Here is an 18734-nt window from a genome sequence, read left to right on the forward strand (position 1 = left end):
GGGCAAAGGCCTTGCGTCAAGGGCTGCGCGAAAAAGCTGCGATCATCCAGATTTATCGCCGGCATGCCGATTAATTTATTGAAGTTGCTGCATCATTTTGCACGAAGCGAATTCCGTTTTATCTCGAAACACGCTAGCTTGATGGCTGACGACAGCGCTTGACCCAATGGCCGAACCCTTAAGTCCTCCCCGCCTTTTGCCGAGTGGCGACAGCGCCATCACGGTGGAATTCAGCCGCACCATCGACGACGCCGCCAACCGGCGGGTGCTGGCGCTCGACCGCGTGATATCCGCCGAGCCGATCGCCGGCATCACCGAGACCGTGCCGACCTACCGGTCGCTGCTGGTGCATTACGACCCCGTGCAGATCACTTTCGATGGGCTGGGCGAGCAGCTGCTGGCACGCGCCGCCAAGGCGCCGCCGACCGAGACCGGAACGCGGCGCTGGCGGATTCCCGTGACCTATGGCGGCGAGCATGGCATCGATCTCGAGGACGTCGCGAAGGCGCTCAAAACCACGCCCGACCAGATCGTGGCACGCCACGTCGCCGGCGACTATCGGGTCGCCATGATCGGCTTCACGCCGGGCTGGTCCTATCTCAGCGGACTGGAGAAGTTCCTGCACATGCCGCGGCGCAAGGATCCGCGGCTACTGACCCCGGCCGGCACCATTTCGATCGGTGGCATCCAGACCGGCGTGCAGTGCCTGGCTGGCCCGAGCGGCTGGCACCTGCTCGGCCGCACCCCGGTGCGAACCTACCAGTTGCATCGCGATCCGACCTTCCTGCTGGAGCCGGGCGACGCCATCACCTTCGCCGCGATCGACGCCAAGACGTTTGCCGAGCAGGACCGCGCCGCCGAGGCCGGCGAGTTCGTCGCCGAACTGGTGACGCCATGAGCAAGCTCGTCGTCACCTCGATCGGCCCGGCGAGCTCGGTGCAGGACGCTGGTCGTCCGGGCTCGCAGCGCTACGGTCTCGTGCCGAGCGGCGCGATGGACCGGCTTTCGCTGGCGGCCGCCAACACGCTGGTCGGCAACGAGCTGTTCGCCGCCGCGGTGGAGATCGGCCCGTTCGGCGCCAGCTTCACCGCGCGCGGGGGCGCGGTGCGCGTCGCCCTCGCCGGCGCGTCGCGCAATGCGGATATCGGCGGCCGGCCGGTCGCGTTCGACAGTTCGGCAACGCTTGCCGAAGGTGAGACGCTCAATCTCGGCTTCGCCCGCAGCGGCTCGTTCAGCTATCTCGCAATCGAGCACGGCATCGAAGGCGAGCCGATGTTCGGCAGCCTCGCCGTCAACGCCCGCGCCGGGCTCGGCAGCCCCTACCCGCGGCCGCTGCAAAGCGGCGACGAGTTGACGACGCAGGCCGCAAGTGGCGCGCCAGAACGCCGCATCGAATTGCCGGCCGCGACCGATGCGCCGATCCGCATCGTGTTCGGCCCGCAGGACGACGAGTTCGCCGAGGACCACAAGAAGCTGTTGGTCGACAGCGAGTGGAAGATCTCGGCGACCAGCGACCGCATGGGCTATCGCCTCGAAGGTCCCGCCATCAAGCATCTCGACGGCCACAACATCGTCTCCGACGGCACCGTGAACGGCAGCATCCAGGTGCCCGGCAACGGGCAGCCGATCGTGCTGATGCCGGACCGCGGCACCAGCGGCGGCTATCCGAAGATCGCAACCGTGATCACGGCCGATTTCGGCCGCTTCGCGCAGATCTCGGCCGGCCGACCGTTCCGCTTCAAGGCGGTGACGATGGCGGAAGCGCAGGCCGAGTCGATCAAGTTCCACGAGCTGCTGCGTTCCCTGCCCGACCGCCTCCGCGGCATTGAGGATTTTGGCCTCAACATCGAAGCGCTGCGGGATGCGAATGTCGCGGGTCAGGCCGTCAACGCCGTCGATGTGTCGACCTGGCAAGTTGCGCTACCCTGAATCTGTACAACAACAGACGGATCGATCGTCATGACCTCAACCATCGACCTCAATTGCGATCTCGGCGAAAGCTTTGGCCCCTGGGAAATGGGCAATGATGCCGCGATGATCGAGCTTGCGACCTCGGTCAACGTCGCCTGCGGCTTTCATGCCGGCGACGCCGACATCATGCGCAAGACGGTTGAGCTGGCGAAGGCGCGCGGCGTCAGCGTCGGCGCCCATCCCGGCTATCGCGATCTGCACGGCTTTGGCCGCCGTCCGATGCCGGGACTGACGTCCTCGGAGATCGAGAACCTGATCGCTTACCAGATCGGCGCTTTGCAGGCGATCGCGACCGCGGCCGGCCACAAGGTCACCCATGTGAAGGCGCATGGCGCGATTTCCAACGTCGCTTGCGAGGACGACATGACCGCAAGGGCGATCGCCAATGCGATCAAGGCGGTCGACCCCAATCTCATCTTCGTGGTGCTCGCCAACTCGAAGCTGGTGCGCGCAGGTGAAGCGGCGAATCTGCGGATGGCGCATGAGGTGTTCGCCGACCGCGCCTATGAGGACGACGGCAACCTGGTGTCGCGCAAGAAGCCCGGCGCGGTGCTGCACGATCCCAAGGCGATTGCGGATCGTGTGGTGCGGATGGTGCAGGACGGCGCGGTCGTCTCGGTCACCGGCAAGGTGATCAAGATGCAGACCGATACCGTCTGCATCCATGGCGACACGCGTGGCGCCGTCGAGATCGCGCGCGGCCTGCGCGAGGCGCTGAAGCAGGCGGGCATCACCGTTGCGCCGTTCAAGACCGCGCATTGAGCCGCGAACGCATCGATCAAAAAAGGGCCGGTCGCCGCGCCGGCCCTTTTAGATTCCGTTAAGAGTCTTCTTAAACCCAAACTTGCCGTTTGATTGTTAGGTGCAGCTTCCGAGCCTTTGATTGTCCTCTTAGGAAATTGGGTACGAAAGCATGTTCCGCACCAGCCTCTCTCTCACCATTGCCGCGGTTGCTACCGCCGCCTTCACCAGCGCGGCATCCGCCGGCTGCTACAGCTGCTATACGCCGCCGCCCCAGCCGTGCACGACCTGCTATCAGGTGCAGAGCGTGCCGCCGCAGTATCGCACGGTGCAGGAGACCGTCATGGTGGCGCCGGGCCGCGTCGTCGCGCATCGCACGCCGGCACAGTATCGCACCGTGATGGTGCCGAGGACGGTGATGGTCGCGCCCGAAGGCGTCGCCTATGAGCGCATCCCGCCGCAATACGCCACCCAGGAGCGCACCCAGATGGTCTCGCCGGGCTATTCCTACTACGCGCCGGTTCAGCCGACCTGCAGCACCTGCGGCGGCGACTACGGATACGGATACGGTCGCGGCTACGGCTACTGAGCTGTCAGCACATAGCCAACACAAAGCCGCCGCCTGAGGACATCAGACGGCGGCTTTTGAATTTTCCGAAGGGCTCAGAACGGGTGGACGGACAGCGTGCCAAACACGATGGCCGCGATCACCGCAAAGGCGCTGTACAGCGCCGCCGTGTGAATTCCGGTCCCGGACTTCCGTGAAATGTTTCGCGCGTAAAGGTGCAGGCGGGCCTCCGCCGATAGCTCGCGCATGGTCGATCTCCAACGCCCCATTCTCGGACATATGGAATATCGTTCGCGTCCGGATTCAAGCGGGCGGCAAAAATAGCGATGCCGCCGCCTTCGGGAACTCGGTTCCGAGAGGAATATTCCTTCTCGCGCGCTCGGCCGAGAATCCTATTCGCTGCAATTCGAGGCGTCGGGAACCCGCGCCAGTCCCGTAATAACCGAAAATCTCGAAAACAACCCCATGCAAAGTAGCCGGAGGTGGATAGCCGAGGCGCTGCCGCTGCCGCGTCTGTTGCCGGTGGATTGCGTCGCGCTCAGGCCTTCCAGCGCCCGATCTTGAACGCCGCCAGATGGCCCGGAACGTCGCTCGGGTCGAACGGCGGGCCGGCGAACGCCCCGATGGCGCTGGAAGCGCCGGCCGGGCGGCCCGATGCGGCGTCGTAGAGATCGGGCCTGAACACGGCCAGGGCGGTCTTCAGCGCCTCCGGCCGGTACGGCGTTTGGCCCCAGCGAACCATCTGCGCATAGAGCCAGGCCGCCTGCCCCGGATCAGGCCGCGCCGCTGCCTCGCGCCCGACCAGCAGATAGCGATTGCTCTCGCGCATGGTGCCGTCGGGCGAGATCTTCAGGTGGCCATCGAGCGTACGCTGGATGACACTGGCATCGACACCGATCCGCTCGGGCTGCGCCAGGATGCGCGCGACCTCGGACCGGTTCTCGGGCCGCTCGATGAACTCCACGGCGCGCAGATGCGCACGCACCAGCGCCGCCACGATGTCGGGATGCTTCTCCGACCAGCTCTGCCGCACTGCCAGCACCTTTTCCACCGCGCTGAGCAGGATGTCGGAGACGAAGTGCAGGATGTGGCCGATGCCGAGATCGACCGCGATCGAATTCCAGGGGGCGCCGACGCAGAACGCGTCGACATGGCCGTTGGCAAGACTGTCGACCATGTAGGGCGGCGGCAGCACCACGAGCTGAACATCCTCGTCGGGATCGACGCCGCCGGCGGCCATCCAGAACCGCAACTGATAGTTGTGGGTCGAGAACGGAAAGGTCATGCCGAAGGTCAGCGGCTCCGCCCCGCTCTTGCGCCGCTTGGCCACCACGCGGGCGAGCGCCTGTGCGGTTGCCATCGGATCGAAGCGGTCGCCGTCGAGCTCTTCCATCAGCGCGGCATGAAGCGCCGGCGATACCGTGATGGCATTGCCGTTCAGCCCGAGGTTGAAGGGCGCCGCGATCGGCACCCTGACGTGACCGAGCCCGAGGCTCGAGGCGATCGCCACCGGCGCCAGCAGATGAGCGGCGTCGAACAGGCCGATGTTGAGCTTGTCGCGGACGTTCGACCACGACACTTCCCGCACCAGCGTGACGTCGAGGCCTTCGGCCGCCGCGAATCCCTTGTCGACGGCAACGATCAGCGCAGCAGCGTCGACCAGCGGAATGAACCCGATGCGCAATGGTGTGGTCATTTCAGGAGCTCCGACGCCGTCAGGATCGATTGCGCGATCTCTCCGATTTTCTTTTTCTCGCGCATCGCGGTCGAGCGCATCAGCACGTAGGCCTCTTCCTCGGTCAGCCCCTTCACCTTCATCAGGATGCCCTTGGCGCGGTCGATCACCTTGCGCTCCTCCAGCGCGTGCTTGGTGCGGTCGAGCTCGTCCTGCAGCTTGGCGAAGGCATTGAAGCGGGAGACGCAGAGATCGAGGATCGGCTTCATCCGCTCCTTCTTGAGACCGTCGACGATGTAGGCGGAGACGCCCGCCTCCACCGAGGCCTGGATCGAGGCGGCGTCGCTCTGGTCGACGAACATCGCGATCGGCCGGCGGACGGCACGGCTGACCTGGAACATTTGTTCCAGCACGTCGCGACTGGGGTTCTCGAGGTCGATGACGATGATCTCGGGGTCGAGCGCATAGATTCGCGAGAGCAGGCTCTGCATCTCGCTGATATGCACGACGTCCGTATACCCGGCCTCCCGCAGTCCCTCCTCCAGGATGGCCGCTCGGATCGGGCTCTCGTCGACTATGACGATCTTGGGAGACGATTCAGCGCTCATCGACAACTCTTAAGGCCCGGCAGATGCATCCATATCATGCCGGAAGCCCCGGGAAAGGGTTGTAATTCTCGGCAATTGGGACTAGCTCCTGCCCATTCATCAGGCAGATCAGAGATATGCAAGAGGCCGCCGCGCCGAAAGTGAGCTTTGTGTCCTTGGGCTGCCCCAAGGCGCTGGTCGATTCCGAGCGCATCATCACCCGGCTGCGCGCGGAAGGCTATGAGCTGGCGCGCAAGCATGACGGCGCCGACATCGTCATCGTCAACACCTGCGGCTTCCTCGACAGCGCCAAGCAGGAATCGCTCGCCGCAATCGGCGAGGCGATGGCCGAGAACGGCAAGGTCATCGTCACCGGCTGCATGGGCGCCGAGCCGGAGCAGATCGAGAGCGCCTATCCCGGCGTGCTCTCGATCACGGGGCCGCAGCAATATGAGAGCGTGCTGGATGCCGTGCACCGCGCGCTGCCGCCGGCGCACAACCCGCATATCGACCTGGTGCCGCCGCAGGGCGTCAAGCTGACGCCACGGCACTACGCGTATTTGAAGATTTCCGAAGGCTGCAACAACCGCTGCAGCTTCTGCATCATCCCGAAGCTGCGCGGCGATCTGGTGTCGCGGCCGGCCAATGACGTGCTGCGCGAGGCCGAGAAGCTGGTGAAGGCCGGCGTCAAGGAATTGCTCGTCATCTCGCAGGACACCTCGGCCTATGGCGTCGACCTGAAATACGCCGAGAGCCCGTGGCAGGACCGCAGCGTCCGCGCAAAATTCTTCGATCTCGCCAAGGAGCTTGGCGAGCTCGGCGCCTGGGTGCGGCTGCAATATGTCTACCCCTACCCGCATGTCGACGAGGTCATCGGCCTGATGACCGAGGGCAAGGTGTTGCCCTATCTCGACATCCCGTTCCAGCATGCAAGCCCCGACGTGCTGCGCGCGATGAAGCGCCCGGCTGCGCAGGAGAAGACGCTGGCTCGCATCCAGAAATGGCGTGAAGCGTGCCCCGAGCTGACGCTGCGCTCGACCTTCATCGTCGGTTTCCCCGGCGAGACCGATTCCGATTTCGCCTATCTGCTCGACTGGCTCGATGAAGCGGAAATCGATCGCCTCGGCTGCTTCAAATACGAGCCGGTTGCCGGCGCCGCGTCGAACGCGATTCCCAATGCCGTGCCCGACGAGGTCAAGCAGGAGCGCTGGAATGCGCTGATGGCGCGGCAGCAGAAGATCTCCGCGAGGCGCCTGAAGCGCAAGGTCGGCACCCGCCAGCAGGTCATCATCGACGAGGTCGGCCCCACGGTGGCGAAGGGCCGGTCAAAGGCCGACGCGCCCGAGATCGACGGCGCCGTCTACCTCACTAGCCGCCGCCCGCTGAAGGTCGGCGAGATCGTGACCGCCAAGATCGAGCGCTCCGACCAATACGACCTGCACGGCAGCGTCGTCGGATTCTAGCTCCAGTCCGCTCCTTCGAGACCTCCGCGGATGCCAAACGGCGTCCGTTGCTAGACGGAACTCAAGCGTCTCCGACAAATCGTTGGTCCAGGAGGAATACGATGAGCCGAGCAGATCTTTTGAGACAGGCGGAGAATGCGGAGCGCCACGCTGACCAAGCCACCGATGAGGAAATCAAGAGCGCGCTAAAGAAGGCCGCCGATGATTATCGGCGCAAGGCCGCGCGGGAGACTGCTGTCGCGACAATTGCGTCAGAAGCTGCCGAGCGCGGCTGAAACATCACGGAAGATAGTTGCGCTAAGTACGAGGATCTGGAAGATCACGACGAGAATGCAAAGCAACTGATAAAATGGAACGGACGGTTCGATCGGCTTTGCCCAACGCACCCAAGCAAAGGTCTCTCGCCCCCTAGCGACAGCTTCATCAGTCATGCTCATTGCCTGCCTGGCTCCCCACAATGGCATCAAGACAAGCCAAACTAGGAAAATCGGGCCAACGAAGAGGTAGGATATAGCGTTCTCAGGCTCAAGCGGCTTACCGAACCTATCGAGCCCATGACGGATGATTTCAGAGGGAATTGGAAACTTGACGTAGACGTACAAGGTCACGCTTATGCCCACGAAGGCAAGCAATGCATTGATGATTGCCGTGCGCTTCATGAGTTGCCGAAGGACACCGGCCAACTCGTCGGGCACCCGAGGACGGGCTTGCGCATTTTGAGACACTCAGGTCGAAACCTTCGAGCTTCTGCGAACAAGGCTAGGACAGCACCAGGCCGGTAGCAACTGCGCCGGGTTTCGCTCCGTAGGAACGCCGCTTCTTTCCGTTCGTTAACGGAACATCACCGCACGGCCGGTGGTATCTATCGGTGATGCGATCGCCCGGTTTAGCGCTCCGCCCAACACCAGCAGGGAGCAACGCCATGACCAGCAAGCGGCGTCGTTTCAAGCAAACCCAATCACTGAAGGAACGCCTAGCCGAAGGGGCCATGCGCCCGCGCTCGCAGGCCAAGGCACTCTCTCCGTCTGCCAAAAAAGAAGCCCTGCTCAGGAGAGCCCGGCAAGACGAGACCGCAGCCAATCTGACGGAGTGGCTGACGACCCCAGGTTCACGAGCGCCGATCTAGGCCGCGCCATGATCAACCAGCCCCAATTCGATTCCTATTCGACGGCTGCGCGCGTCTGTCTCGGAGTTGCGGTCTTTAGCGCCACGATGCTCGCTGCACTGATGACGAGCATTCTTATGTAATAGGGCCTCTCAGTTGGCCGGCCTGCAGCGAGGCTGACGTATTACCCCTATTCGCGCAATAGAAAGGGCCCCAGCTGCGAAAGCTGAGGCCAGTGTTCAGCTGGGCGTCTCAGTGCCGGTAGCGGTGCGGCACCGAACAGGGCGAACAATGCGGCCGCAAGCGCTTCGTTCCTACTCATAAAAAAGGCCCCTGCATCCGGATCATGCAGGGGCAAGCTGGATCGCCGCACCGCTGTTCACCGAGTAGCAACCGTCGTCGTTCGAGGGCTGAAAAAAGTTCGAAATGAAAATTACCTGCCCTGTTGCTCGGATCATCTAAACGATTTCCGGTTCCGAAAATATCCTGCGTGAATCTTGGCGGAAAATAGCTGCGCTTTTTCGGTCCACAGGGACGGTCCCAATAGAGATGGTCGCGAATGTGCCCCGGGTCTTCGGGGGCAAGACCCGGGGCACGTTCATTCGTCCAATGCCGCTCTGCCGAGGAGCGGCGCATTGCTAACGACGCGTCGAAGGTACCGTTCCTAACGTCTTCCTTATCGCCGACCCGAGCCGGCGCTCAACTCGCTTGCGGCTATTGCCGACCTTCTTGACGGCCTTCTTCACCGATGCTGCCGACTTCCGGGTTTTCCTCGCCTCATAGCTCACCTCGTAATCCTGCCCGCCGGCGACGCGCGCACGGTCCTGCTTGCGAACGCGCGCGGTCTGCTTCCGCGCTATGACCGTCGAATGAGGCGCTGTCCGCGCTTGACACCACCGCCCCTCTCGCTGTATGGCCCTGCGCCATGAAGCTGAACCGGACCCACCGCCGCGCCATCTGCCGTCGTCGCACCCGCGACGATGCTGGGCTGCGCCGTGTCCGACGCCATCGCTGATCCTATAAATCAGCCAAGGTTTTCGAGAAGGCCGCGCCCCCAAAGCGCGGCCTTCTCGCTTTTCGGCCTACCCTTTCCCAACACCGACCCCAGAGGAGAACGACATGACCAACGCCACCCATCCGTTCGATGCGCTGATGGACATCACCGCTCGCCCCGAGGTCGTGTTCGTGCGCGGCGCGGGCTCGTATTTGTGGGACAGCAAGCGCAACCGCTATCTCGACTTCGTGCAGGGCTGGGCCGTGAATCCCCTCGGCCACTCACCGGTCATCGTAGCCGACGCGCTGGCCGCGCAGGCGAGACGGCTGCTGACGCCAAGCCCGGCGTTCTACAACGAGCAGAGCCTGAAACTGGCAAAGTTGCTGGTCGACAACAGCTGCTTCGACCAGGTGTTCTTTGCCAATTCGGGCGCCGAGGCCAATGAAGGTGCGATCAAGCTCGCGCGGAAATTCGGCGCCAAGTACAAGAATGGCGCCCACGAGATCATCACCTTCGAAGGCGGCTTCCACGGCCGCACGCTCGCGACCATGTCGGCCTCGGGCAAGAAGGCGTTCGAGCCGCTGTTCGAGCCGAAGGTCTCGGGCTTCCGCAAGGCCAGGCTGAACGACATCGGGTCGGTGCGAAAGCTGATCTCGTCGTCGACGGTCGCGGTCATGCTGGAGCCGATCCAGGGCGAGGCCGGCGTCTGGCCCGCGACGGATGAGTTTTTGCAGGAGTTGCGGGCGCTGACCCAGCAGCGCGGCCTGCTGCTCATTGTCGACGAGATCCAGACCGGCATCGGCCGGACCGGAAAGCTGTTCGGCTATCAGCACGCCGGGGTCGAGCCCGACATCATGACGCTCGGCAAGGGCATCGGCGGCGGCGTGCCGCTCGCGGCCCTGCTCGCGACCGAGCATGCCTCGTGCTTCGATCACGGCGATCAGGGCGGCACCTTCAACGGCAATCCGCTGATGTGCGCCGCGGGGCTTGTCGTGCTCGATCAGATCGCAAAGCCCGATTTCCTGAAATCGGTTGTCGATGCCGGCCTTTTGCTCGAGCGGGAATTGCAACGGCTGTCGTCGCGGCACGGTCTCGGCGAGATCAGGGGGCGCGGCCTCCTGCTGGCGCTCGACCTGAAGATGCCGATCGGCGCGGCCGTCGTTGCCGAGGCGTTCGCGGCCGGCGTGCTGATCAACTCGCCGCAGCCGGACACGCTGCGCTTCATGCCGGCGCTGAACGTGACGCGGGAGGAGATTTCCCTTGTCATCGACTGCCTGGATACGGTGCTGACCAAGGTCGGCGCTGCGCGGCGGGTGGCGTAGCGCCCGCGCGCGTCATTGCGAGCGAAGCGAAGCAATCCATCCCTCCGCATATGCGGGACAATGGATTGCTTCGACGCTTCGCGCCTCGCAATGACGGCGAGAATTACGGCCGCAGGATCGCTGCGCCGGTGGTCGCCCTGCTCTCGAGGTCGATATGCGCCTTGGCGGCGTCCTTGAGCGCATAGGCGTGGTTGATCGGCACGTGCAGCTTGCCGTTGATCACGGCGGCGAACAGCGTGTCGGCGCCTTCGAGCAATTCCTTGCGGGTGCCGACATAGTCGTTGAGCTTGGGCCGCGTCGCGAACAGCGAGCCGTGGTTGTTGAGCTCGGCAAGCGGGAACGGCGGCACCGGGCCCGACGCGTTGCCGAAGGAGACGAACAGACCGCGCGGCCTGAGGCAGGACAGCGATCCCGGGAACGTGGTCTTGCCGACGCCGTCGTAGACGACGTCGCAGAGCTCGCCGCGACTGATCTGCTTGACGCGTTCGACGAAGTTCTCCTCGTTGTAGAGGATGACGTGATCGCAGCCATTGGCGAGCGCGAGATCGGCCTTCGCCTTCGAGCCGACGGTACCGATGACATGCGCGCCGAGCGCCCGCGCCCATTGGCAGGCGAGCAGCCCGATGCCGCCCGCCGCGGCGTGGATCAGCACACGATGGCCGTGCTCGACCTTGAAGGTCTTGTGCAGGAGATACCAGACCGTGAGGCCCTTCAGCATCAGCACGGCGCCCTGCTCGTAGGTGATATGGTCGGGCAGCTTGACGAGCTTGTCGGCCGGGATGACGCGCTCGGACGCGTAGCCGCCGAGATTGTAGTAGTAGGCGACGCGATCGCCGGGGTGGAAATTGGTCACGCCCGGACCCACGGCCAACACCTCGCCTGCGGCCTCGTTGCCGGCAATGAACGGCAGGCCGGGCGCCTTGTAGAGGCCGGTGCGGAAATAGACGTCGATGAAGTTCAGACCGACCGCGTGCTGGCGGATCCGGACCTCGCCCGTCCCCGGCGCGCCCACCTCGACGTCCTCATAGGTCAGGACTTCCGGGCCCCCCACCTGGTGCACGCGCACAGCCTTGGTCATGTCGTCGCTCCCCTCAGATATCAGCGTCAAGCGAGCGAATGCCATCGCGGCCGGCTTGTCAACCAAGCGGGCCGGAACCGGCTACGGCACGATCCGGAAATGTGCGAACCGGCTTTCCCTCGCGACAAACGCGCAGCGTTTGCGCGGAGATCATGCCCATCAGCGCGCCGGCTTCCTGCGGTTGCGCTTGGCCATGACGTTGAACGCCTCGACCGCGGCCGAGAAGGCAATCGCGAAATAGATGTAGCCGCGCGGGATGTGGAATTTGAAGCCATCGGCCACCAGCGCCACGCCGATCAGCACCAGGAAGGCCAGCGCCAGCATCTTGGTGGTCGGATGCTCGGCGACAAACCGCGCCACCGGTCCCGACGAGATGTACATGATGACGCAGGCGATCACGACCGCCGCGATCATGATCTCGATGTCCTGCGCCATGCCGATCGCGGTGATGATCGAATCCAGCGAGAACACCAGGTCGATGATGATGATCTGCACGATCACCCAGAAGAACGCGCTGGCGCTCGGCCTGCCGTCGGCTTCCGCCTCGCGCGCCTCGACCTCGCCGTGGATCTCATGGGTCGCTTTCGCGATCAGGAACAGGCCGCCGCCGATCAGGATGATGTCGCGCCACGACAGCGCGACGTCGCTGACGGTGATCACCGGTTGGGTCAGCCCGATCAGCCAGACCAGGATCGAGAGCAGCACAATGCGGAACACCAGCGCCAGCAGCAGGCCGATCTGCCGCGCGCGCTTGGCCTGCGCCGGCGGAATCCGCGACACGATCACCGACAGGAAGATCACGTTGTCGATGCCGAGCACGATCTCGAGCGCTGTCAGGGTCAACAGCGCCGCCCAGGCTTCCGGGCTGGTGATCAATTGCATCATGCTCTGAAGGCTTTCATCCGGCGGATCACGGTATCGCTGCCGATGATGTAGACGGCGATGGCGCAGAGACCGAAGGTGATCGGGGCTCCGACCACGAAATCGTTGGCAAGCGTGTACATGCCGAGCAGTGCCCATGCGCCGAGCAGCCACAGCGTCAGCCAGCGCAGCCGCACCACACGCAGCGGATGCAGCACGTGGAACGGCGCAAAGGTCAGCACGATCAGGAGCGCGACCACGATCGTCGACAGCACCGGCGGCAGGTGCAGCAGGAACAGGTAGAACGCCGCCGCATTCCACAGCGCCGGGAAGCCGCGGAAATGGTTGTCATCGGCCTTCATGCGGCGGTCGGCAAAATACAGCGCGCTGGAGACCACGATGCCGACGCCGAGGATCGGCGCCGCCAGCGGCAGCAGCATGCCGCTCGCGGTGATCGCATAGGCCGGCACGAACACATAGGTGACGAAATCAACCACCAGGTCGAGCACCTCGCCCGACCAGTTCGGCTGCAGCCGCACCACGTCGAGCCGGCGCGCCAGCGGGCCGTCGATCCCGTCGATGATGAGCGCGACCCCGAGCCAGGCGAACATGTTGGCCCAGTGCTCGCGCACCGCCTCCAGCATCGCCAGCAGCGCGACCCCGGCGCCGAGCGCCGTGAAAATATGAACGGTGAATGCGGCGGTCCGCATCCGTTCTGGCAACGCATCGGGCTGGCTCGAATGCTCCATCGGCCGAGTGCTATCAGGAATCGGACCGGTTTGCATATGCGGTCTTGCGGCGTTCCGCCGCGCAAAGCGTTGGAAACTCTTGGTGGTTACCGATGGCTTGAAAATCGGGCCAAGCATGTCAAATGTCCTGATATGACCGACAGCTCGCTGGATTATGACGTTATCGTAATAGGCGGCGGTCCGGCCGGATTAACGGCTGCGATTGCCCTTGCCGACGCAGGTGCGCGGACTGCGCTGCTGGCGCGCCGCGCGCCCTATGCCGACAACCGGACCACCGCGCTGCTCGGTGCCTCGACCGATATCCTGGATCGGCTCGACGTCTGGCGGCGCTGCAGCGACCGAGCGGCGGCGCTCAAGACCATGCGCCTCGTCGACGACACCGGCCGCCTGATCCGTGCGCCCGAGGTGCGCTTTTCGTCCGATGAGATCGGCCGCGAGCAATTCGGCTTCAACATCGACAACCGCTCGCTGGTCGCGGCGCTCGAGGACCGCGCCGGTGAAATGTCCGCGCTGACGCGGTTCGACGATGAAGCCGCCTCGGTGCGGCCGGACGATGCAGCGGTCACCGTGGTGACGCGGCAGGGCCAGTCGCTTCAGGCCCGGCTCGTGGTCGGTGCCGACGGGCGCAATTCATTGTCCCGCGAGGCCGCCGGCATCGAGGTGACAAGCCGCGAGCTCGGGCAGTCCGCCCTCACCTTCAACGTCACCCACACCCGGCCGCACCACAACATCTCGACCGAGTTCCACACCGAGCACGGCCCCTGCGTGTTCGTGCCGCTCAGCGGCGTCAGAAGCAGCGTGGTCTGGGTCTCGGCGCCCAAGGAGGCCGAACGGCTGATGGCACTCGGGGACGACGAATTGTCCCTCGCCGCCGAGCGACAATCGCATTCGATCCTCGGCCGCGTCGAGGTCCAGGGCGGCCGTCACGTGTTTCCGCTCGCGATCGAACGGCCGCGGCAATTCGCCAAGGACCGGATCGCACTGGTCGGGGAATCCGCCCATGTGCTGCCGCCGATCGGCGCGCAGGGCCTCAATATGGGACTGCGCGATGCCGCCGATATCGCCGAGATCACCGGTCAGGCGATCGGTCGTGGCGAAGATCCCGGCGCGCCCAATGTGCTGTCGCGCTACCAGGCGGCGCGGCGCCCCGATGTCGCCAGCCGGACCTGGGCGATCGACATCGCCAACCGATCGCTGCTGAGCGATTTCCTCGGCATGCAGACGGCGCGCGCTGCCGGCCTGCATCTGCTCGACGCATTCGGCCCGTTGCGGCGCCTCGCGATGCGCGAAGGCCTCGCGCCGTCGTGGCGGCGGTAAGCAAAGCGTTTTCGAGCGAAGTGGGTACCGGTTCGCGTTAAGAAAACGCGTCAAATAAGAAGCGCGCCGATCAGGGAAACACCAGCCGTCCGCTCTGGATGAACCACATCACGCTGGTCAGCGTGACCACCGAGGCGAAGGTGCCGATCAGCACCGCGACCGAGGCCGGCTCGATCCAGGTGTCGTTCTGCCGCGCGATCACGAACACATTGAGCGCCGGCGGCAGCGAAGCCATCAGCACCGCTGTCGCAGCCCAAGGCTGCGCGAACGGGCCGAACAGCAGCATCAGGCCGAACGCCAGCAGCGGGTGGATCAAAAGCTTGATCGCGACCACGCCCGGGACCTCCCACGGCACCCGCTCGAACGGCCGCAGCGCCACCGTGATGCCGAGCACGAACAGTGCTGTCGGCGCGGCGGCGTTCTCCAGGAACTGGATGGTGCGATCGAGCGCGACCGGGATCCGGATGTGAAACGCGGCGACCTGTGCCCCGAACACCGCCGACATGATCAGCGGGTTCTGCACGATCTGCCGCAGCACCACGCCGAGGGCGTGCAGCAGCGAGGGATGGTCGCGGTCGGTGAGCTCGATCAGCAGCGGCACGATCGAGAACAGGAAGATGCTGTCGCAGCAAAAGATCAGCGCGGTCGGCGCCGCCGCCTTGGCACCGAGCACGGCGAGCGCAAGGCCGGGCCCCATATAGCCGATATTGCCGTAGGCTCCCGACAGGCCGGCCAGCGTCGCCTCGCGCAGCGTGAGCCCGCCGATCACCTTGCCCGCGACCATTGCCAGGAAGAATGCGAGCACGGTTCCGAGCGTGGTGGCGATCAGGAATGGCGGGTTGTTCAGCTCCGCAAACGGCGTCTTGGACATGATCCCGAACAGTAGCGCCGGCAACGAAACGTAAAGCAGGAAGAAATTCATCCAGGCGAGCCCGCTCTCGGGCAAACCCTTGGCCTTGCCGCACGCGTAACCGATGAAGATCAAGCCGAAATACGGCAACGCCAGATTGAGGATATCGATCATTCTGAAAGTAGTTTCTCGGCCGGATTTCGGGTCGTTTTTGCAGGGCTGGAATCGGTAAAGCGTGGGTTAATTCGGACCTTAGCCCCTAGCATCGGCCACAATGTTGGTCTATCGACGAACCATGATCAAAGCGCGCACCGCCAAGTTTCAGATCGGGCAGATCGTCCGTCACCGGGTGTTCTCCTTCCGGGGCGTGATTTTTGATATCGACCCGGAGTTCAACAACACCGAGGAATGGTGGCTGTCGATCCCCGAGGACATGCGGCCCCACAAGGACCAGCCGTTCTACCATTTGCTCGCGGAAAACTCGGAGACCGAGTACGTCGCCTATGTCTCGGAGCAGAACCTCTTGCCCGACGAGTCCGGCGAGCCGATCCGGCATTCGCAGGTGGCGGAGATCTTCATCAAGGACAAATCGGGCGGCTACCGTCCGCGCAATCCGTCGCTGAACTGAGGTTCGGCGACGCTCCGGCGAATGCCACGGCGTTCGCGCTGCCACGCTCACACCCCCTCGCGCCTGGCCAATACAACCGCGATCGCCCAGACGACAAATCCCGCCAGCGCCAGCCCCGCGCCGACGAGGCCGGTCGACGTCCAGCCATAGCCCGCGGCAACCGCCATTCCGCCGAGCCACGGACCCAGCGCATTGGCGACGTTGAAGGCGGAGTGGTTGAGCGCGGCGGCGAGGCTCTGTGCCTCGCCCGCGACGTCCATCAGGCGGGTCTGCAACACGGTGGCGAGCGCTCCGCCCAGCCCGATCAGGAACACGTCGGCGGTCAGCGTCCAGAAATTTCCGGCCGCCAGCGGATAGAGCGCGAGCGTCGCCGCCGACCACAGCAGGAGCCCGCCCGCGGTTGCCATCAGCGCGCGGTCGGCGAAGCGCGGCACGATGATGTTGCCGGCGGTGAGGCCGGCGCCGAACACGCACAGCGTGACCGGCACCAGCGCGGACGAGGTGTGGGTCACCGCCAGCATGGTCGAGGCCAGATAGGTGTAGACCGAGAACAGCCCGCCGAAACCGATGGCGCCGATCGCCAGCGTCAGCCAGACATGCTTGCGCCCGAGCGCCGACAGTTCACGCAGCGGGCTCGCCTTGCTGTTGGCGGCATCACGCGGGGCGAAGATCAGGACCAGGACCGCGGTCAAGAGCGCGAGGCCGGCGACGATCGCGAAGGCCCAGCGCCAGCCGATCGCCTGCCCGACCCCGTTGGCGAGCGGAACGCCGATCGTGGTCGCGATGGTGAGCCCCAGCAGCACGCGGCCGACAGCCGCCGTGCGCTTGTCCGTCGGGACCAGCGAGGCCGCGACCAGCATGGCGATGCCGAAATAGGCGCCGTGCGGCAGCCCCGCCAGGAAGCGCAGCGCCAGCATGGAGTGATAGTCGGGCGCCAGCCCCGAAAGGCCGTTCATCAGCGCGAAGAAGCCCATCAGCGCGATCAGCAGCGTCCGCCGCGTCATGCGCGCCGACAACACCGCGATGACCGGCGCACCGACGACGACGCCGAGCGCGTAGGCGCTGATCGCGTGGCCGGCCTGGGGCTCGCTGACGTGCAGGTCGTGGGCGAAGAACGGCAACAGGCTCATGGTTGCGAATTCGGCGATGCCGATCGCAAAGCCGCCCATCGCCAGCGCGAGATGGACGATGCCGGGATGAAACGTTCCGGGGGCGTTGTCCTGGCTGACGCGAACGCCAGCGTCGACCGAAGCACCGCCGGCCGGCTGCTCCCGAGGCCGGGAGCGCGGTTCGCGCCGCTGCGTGCTGACTTGCTGGGACATTGCGCGACTTCCATGACTGCGAGCGGCGGCCAGGATTCGCGGAAGAACCACGCGCAGATTTGCGCATCGAAGGCGCTGTCCGCGCTTTCGTCTGGCCTCCCGTATCGGATTTATGATTGTGCTTCGACGCCGGACTTGTCCGGACGAGGCACCGACGATGCGCGCTCCTCGCGCGACGCAATCGAAGCACCCTTCGATGACCATCGCACACGATCTGCACGATCACCAGCGCAGCAGGCTGCCAGCAGCCAGTCTGTTTCGCATGACAAAAAAGGCGCCCTTCCGGGCGCCTTTTGATCGCGATGATCTCGCGTTTTCTTGAACGCGTGATTGAAGTGTTTACTTGGCCGCCGGGTTGGCCGGCGCCGGAGCCTGCGCAGAGCCACCGCCCGCGCCTTCCAGCTTCTTGCGCTGCTCTTCGGCGCGCTTCTGCAACTCTTCCTGCAGCTTCTTCGAGTTTTCCTCGAACACCTTCGGATCGGTCGGCGGGCCGTCATAGGCCTTGGCGAATTCGGTGTTGAGCGGCAGCGGCAGCGTCAGCGGCGCGCCGTTCGAATTGATCGCCTGGACCACGAGGTTCTGGCCCTTCTTCATGTTGGCGATCAGCTCGGGCGTTGCTTCATAGTCGGACATGCAGCCGTTCTGGAAGCAGATCACATAGGGCGCCTGCTGCGGCGGGTTGCCGTCGACGATGATGCGGGTGCCGTGCACGAGCTGCATGCCGAGCGGCAGCGTGACGCGCAGGATCTTCTTCGGCTCGCCTTCCGGCTCGATGATCACGGCGGCGATCACCGGCTGGCCGGACTCGATGCGGCCGTCCTTGCCGGTGAAGCAGACCTGCTTGGCGTTGGCTTCCTGGCCCTTCAGGCAGAACTTGGTCCAGGGGGCGTAGATCAGCTGGATCTGCTGATCCTGCGCCGGCGGCTGGGCGGCCGCAGCGGGCGGCTGGCCGGCGGCCGGTGCTTGGGCGGGCGCCTGGGCTGCCGGAGCCTTCGGAGCTGCCTTGGGTGCCGCCTTGGGCGCAGCCTTCGGTGCCGCAGGCGCCGGCGCTGCCGGCTGCTGGGCCCGAGCGGCAGGAACCAGGAGCGCTGCAGAGAATGCCGTCGCCGCCATCAGGGCAACAATTCGCCCATGCGGCCGGACCGGGGCGGCCAAGATACGGAAATTCATTGCGGAAAACCCTTTCTGAACGGAAGCCCGAAACCGCTGCAGGCGCCGACACATAGCCGTTTGGGCGGCTGTCTCCTAGTCAATTGAGGCGGATACGTGACAGGCGTTCCCGCCTTCGAATTGCACGCCTTCAATACAGCGGCGCGCGGAAAGATCAATGCCGACAAGCGGATTTGCGACCATCTCGCGGCGAGTTTCAGCGGCCTGTGATAAACCTCCGGACGTGACGTTTCGCGAATCAAATCCGGCGCCTCACGCACGTGTTCCCGGGCACACTTGGCGCGCCGCATGGGCCGCCATCTGGCTGGTGTTGGGATTCTTGGTCTCGGGGTA

At 64.7% G+C, this 18734-nt stretch carries 21 protein-coding genes; 10 read left to right on the top strand and 11 right to left on the bottom strand.

All coding sequences use genetic code 11. The annotated features are described in order from the left end of the window. The first annotated feature begins 166 nt into the window (after window positions 1–166). The 4 genes from pxpB (at window position 167) to J6525_RS25565 (ending at window position 3301) form a co-directional block, all read left to right on the top strand. Window positions 167–898: a 5-oxoprolinase subunit PxpB gene (gene pxpB / locus J6525_RS25550; RefSeq protein ID WP_092084754.1), complete on the top strand. Its 732-nt coding sequence runs from the start codon at window positions 167–169 to the stop codon at window positions 896–898. Further along, window positions 895–1929, top strand: a complete 1035-nt coding sequence (locus tag J6525_RS25555) for a 5-oxoprolinase subunit C family protein (RefSeq protein ID WP_225646751.1) — start codon at window positions 895–897, stop codon at window positions 1927–1929. The genes pxpB and J6525_RS25555 overlap by 4 nt, the downstream gene beginning before the upstream one ends. Window positions 1930–1959: 30 nt before the next feature. Further along, complete coding sequence (locus tag J6525_RS25560; protein WP_057018693.1) at window positions 1960–2733, top strand: LamB/YcsF family protein; 774 nt, start codon at window positions 1960–1962, stop codon at window positions 2731–2733. Window positions 2734–2884: 151 nt separating this feature from the next. Beyond that, the gene (locus tag J6525_RS25565) at window positions 2885–3301 is read left to right on the top strand and encodes a hypothetical protein (protein WP_225646752.1); all 417 of its coding nucleotides are present in this window, start codon (window positions 2885–2887) and stop codon (window positions 3299–3301) included. A gap of 74 nt (window positions 3302–3375) precedes the next feature. On the opposite strand, the gene J6525_RS25570 is transcribed toward J6525_RS25565, so the two are convergent. The 3 genes from J6525_RS25570 to J6525_RS25580 all read right to left on the bottom strand — a co-directional run bounded on the left by J6525_RS25570 (window position 3376) and on the right by J6525_RS25580 (window position 5563). Next, a complete protein-coding gene (locus J6525_RS25570) occupies window positions 3376–3528 on the bottom strand; it encodes a hypothetical protein (protein WP_016844408.1) in 153 nt (50 codons plus the stop codon). Window positions 3529–3818: 290 nt separating this feature from the next. Beyond that, window positions 3819–4976: a CmpA/NrtA family ABC transporter substrate-binding protein gene (locus tag J6525_RS25575; protein WP_225646753.1), complete on the bottom strand. Its 1158-nt coding sequence runs from the start codon at window positions 4974–4976 to the stop codon at window positions 3819–3821. Next, window positions 4973–5563, bottom strand: coding sequence for an ANTAR domain-containing response regulator (locus tag J6525_RS25580; protein WP_028332037.1), 591 nt, complete (start codon window positions 5561–5563; stop codon window positions 4973–4975). Before J6525_RS25580 ends, J6525_RS25575 begins: the two co-directional genes overlap by 4 nt. A 116-nt stretch (window positions 5564–5679) precedes the next feature. Between J6525_RS25580 and rimO the strand changes: the two genes are divergently transcribed. Continuing rightward, window positions 5680–7005: a 30S ribosomal protein S12 methylthiotransferase RimO gene (rimO, locus tag J6525_RS25585; protein WP_225646754.1), complete on the top strand. Its 1326-nt coding sequence runs from the start codon at window positions 5680–5682 to the stop codon at window positions 7003–7005. Window positions 7006–7106: 101 nt separating this feature from the next. After that, window positions 7107–7280, top strand: a complete 174-nt coding sequence (locus tag J6525_RS25590; protein ID WP_225646755.1) for a hypothetical protein — start codon at window positions 7107–7109, stop codon at window positions 7278–7280. Here the strand turns inward: J6525_RS25590 and J6525_RS25595 are convergent. Then, the gene (locus tag J6525_RS25595; protein ID WP_225646756.1) at window positions 7257–7664 is read right to left on the bottom strand and encodes a hypothetical protein; all 408 of its coding nucleotides are present in this window, start codon (window positions 7662–7664) and stop codon (window positions 7257–7259) included. The two genes, J6525_RS25590 and J6525_RS25595, sit on opposite strands and share 24 nt — an antisense overlap. 263 nt (window positions 7665–7927) lie before the next feature. Here J6525_RS25595 and J6525_RS25600 point away from each other — a divergent pair, with 263 nt between their 5' ends. Then, window positions 7928–8131, top strand: coding sequence for a hypothetical protein (locus J6525_RS25600; RefSeq protein WP_225646757.1), 204 nt, complete (start codon window positions 7928–7930; stop codon window positions 8129–8131). Between the two features lie 617 nt (window positions 8132–8748). On the opposite strand, the gene J6525_RS25605 is transcribed toward J6525_RS25600, so the two are convergent. Further along, window positions 8749–8970: a DUF3606 domain-containing protein gene (locus tag J6525_RS25605; protein ID WP_176936986.1), complete on the bottom strand. Its 222-nt coding sequence runs from the start codon at window positions 8968–8970 to the stop codon at window positions 8749–8751. 259 nt (window positions 8971–9229) lie between these two features. Between J6525_RS25605 and J6525_RS25610 the strand changes: the two genes are divergently transcribed. Beyond that, the gene (locus J6525_RS25610; protein ID WP_225646758.1) at window positions 9230–10426 is read left to right on the top strand and encodes an acetylornithine transaminase; all 1197 of its coding nucleotides are present in this window, start codon (window positions 9230–9232) and stop codon (window positions 10424–10426) included. A gap of 103 nt (window positions 10427–10529) precedes the next feature. On the opposite strand, the gene J6525_RS25615 is transcribed toward J6525_RS25610, so the two are convergent. The 3 genes from J6525_RS25615 to pcsA form a co-directional block, all read right to left on the bottom strand. Further along, window positions 10530–11504, bottom strand: a complete 975-nt coding sequence (locus J6525_RS25615) for a quinone oxidoreductase family protein (RefSeq protein WP_050384723.1) — start codon at window positions 11502–11504, stop codon at window positions 10530–10532. A gap of 159 nt (window positions 11505–11663) precedes the next feature. After that, window positions 11664–12389 carry a TerC family protein gene (locus J6525_RS25620; protein ID WP_225646759.1) on the bottom strand — a complete coding sequence of 242 codons (726 nt, stop codon included), beginning with the start codon at window positions 12387–12389 and terminating at the stop codon, window positions 11664–11666. Continuing rightward, complete coding sequence (pcsA, locus tag J6525_RS25625; protein ID WP_225646760.1) at window positions 12386–13114, bottom strand: phosphatidylcholine synthase; 729 nt, start codon at window positions 13112–13114, stop codon at window positions 12386–12388. Before pcsA ends, J6525_RS25620 begins: the two co-directional genes overlap by 4 nt. Before the next feature lie 132 nt (window positions 13115–13246). Here pcsA and J6525_RS25630 point away from each other — a divergent pair, with 132 nt between their 5' ends. Next, entirely contained in the window at window positions 13247–14431 is a 1185-nt protein-coding gene (locus J6525_RS25630; RefSeq protein WP_225646761.1) for a UbiH/UbiF family hydroxylase, read from the top strand. Window positions 14432–14501: 70 nt separating this feature from the next. Here J6525_RS25630 and J6525_RS25635 read toward each other — a convergent pair whose 3' ends face one another. Further along, window positions 14502–15455, bottom strand: a complete 954-nt coding sequence (locus J6525_RS25635) for an AEC family transporter (RefSeq protein ID WP_225646762.1) — start codon at window positions 15453–15455, stop codon at window positions 14502–14504. 121 nt (window positions 15456–15576) lie between these two features. On the opposite strand from J6525_RS25635, the gene hspQ reads away from it, so the two are divergent. Further along, window positions 15577–15909 carry a heat shock protein HspQ gene (gene hspQ, locus J6525_RS25640; RefSeq protein ID WP_021081543.1) on the top strand — a complete coding sequence of 111 codons (333 nt, stop codon included), beginning with the start codon at window positions 15577–15579 and terminating at the stop codon, window positions 15907–15909. A gap of 47 nt (window positions 15910–15956) precedes the next feature. Here the strand turns inward: hspQ and J6525_RS25645 are convergent, their stop codons facing one another. Together J6525_RS25645 and J6525_RS25650 are read right to left on the bottom strand one after the other, a co-directional pair. Then, window positions 15957–17231 (bottom strand): MFS transporter, encoded by a 1275-nt coding sequence (locus J6525_RS25645; RefSeq protein WP_225646763.1) that lies wholly within the window; start codon window positions 17229–17231, stop codon window positions 15957–15959. 339 nt (window positions 17232–17570) lie between these two features. Next, window positions 17571–18401, bottom strand: coding sequence for an invasion associated locus B family protein (locus tag J6525_RS25650; protein WP_028340693.1), 831 nt, complete (start codon window positions 18399–18401; stop codon window positions 17571–17573). Window positions 18402–18734: the final 333 nt, after the last annotated feature.

Source organism: Bradyrhizobium australafricanum, assembly GCF_020329495.1.
Taxonomy (GTDB): Bacteria; Pseudomonadota; Alphaproteobacteria; order Rhizobiales; family Xanthobacteraceae; genus Bradyrhizobium; species Bradyrhizobium australafricanum.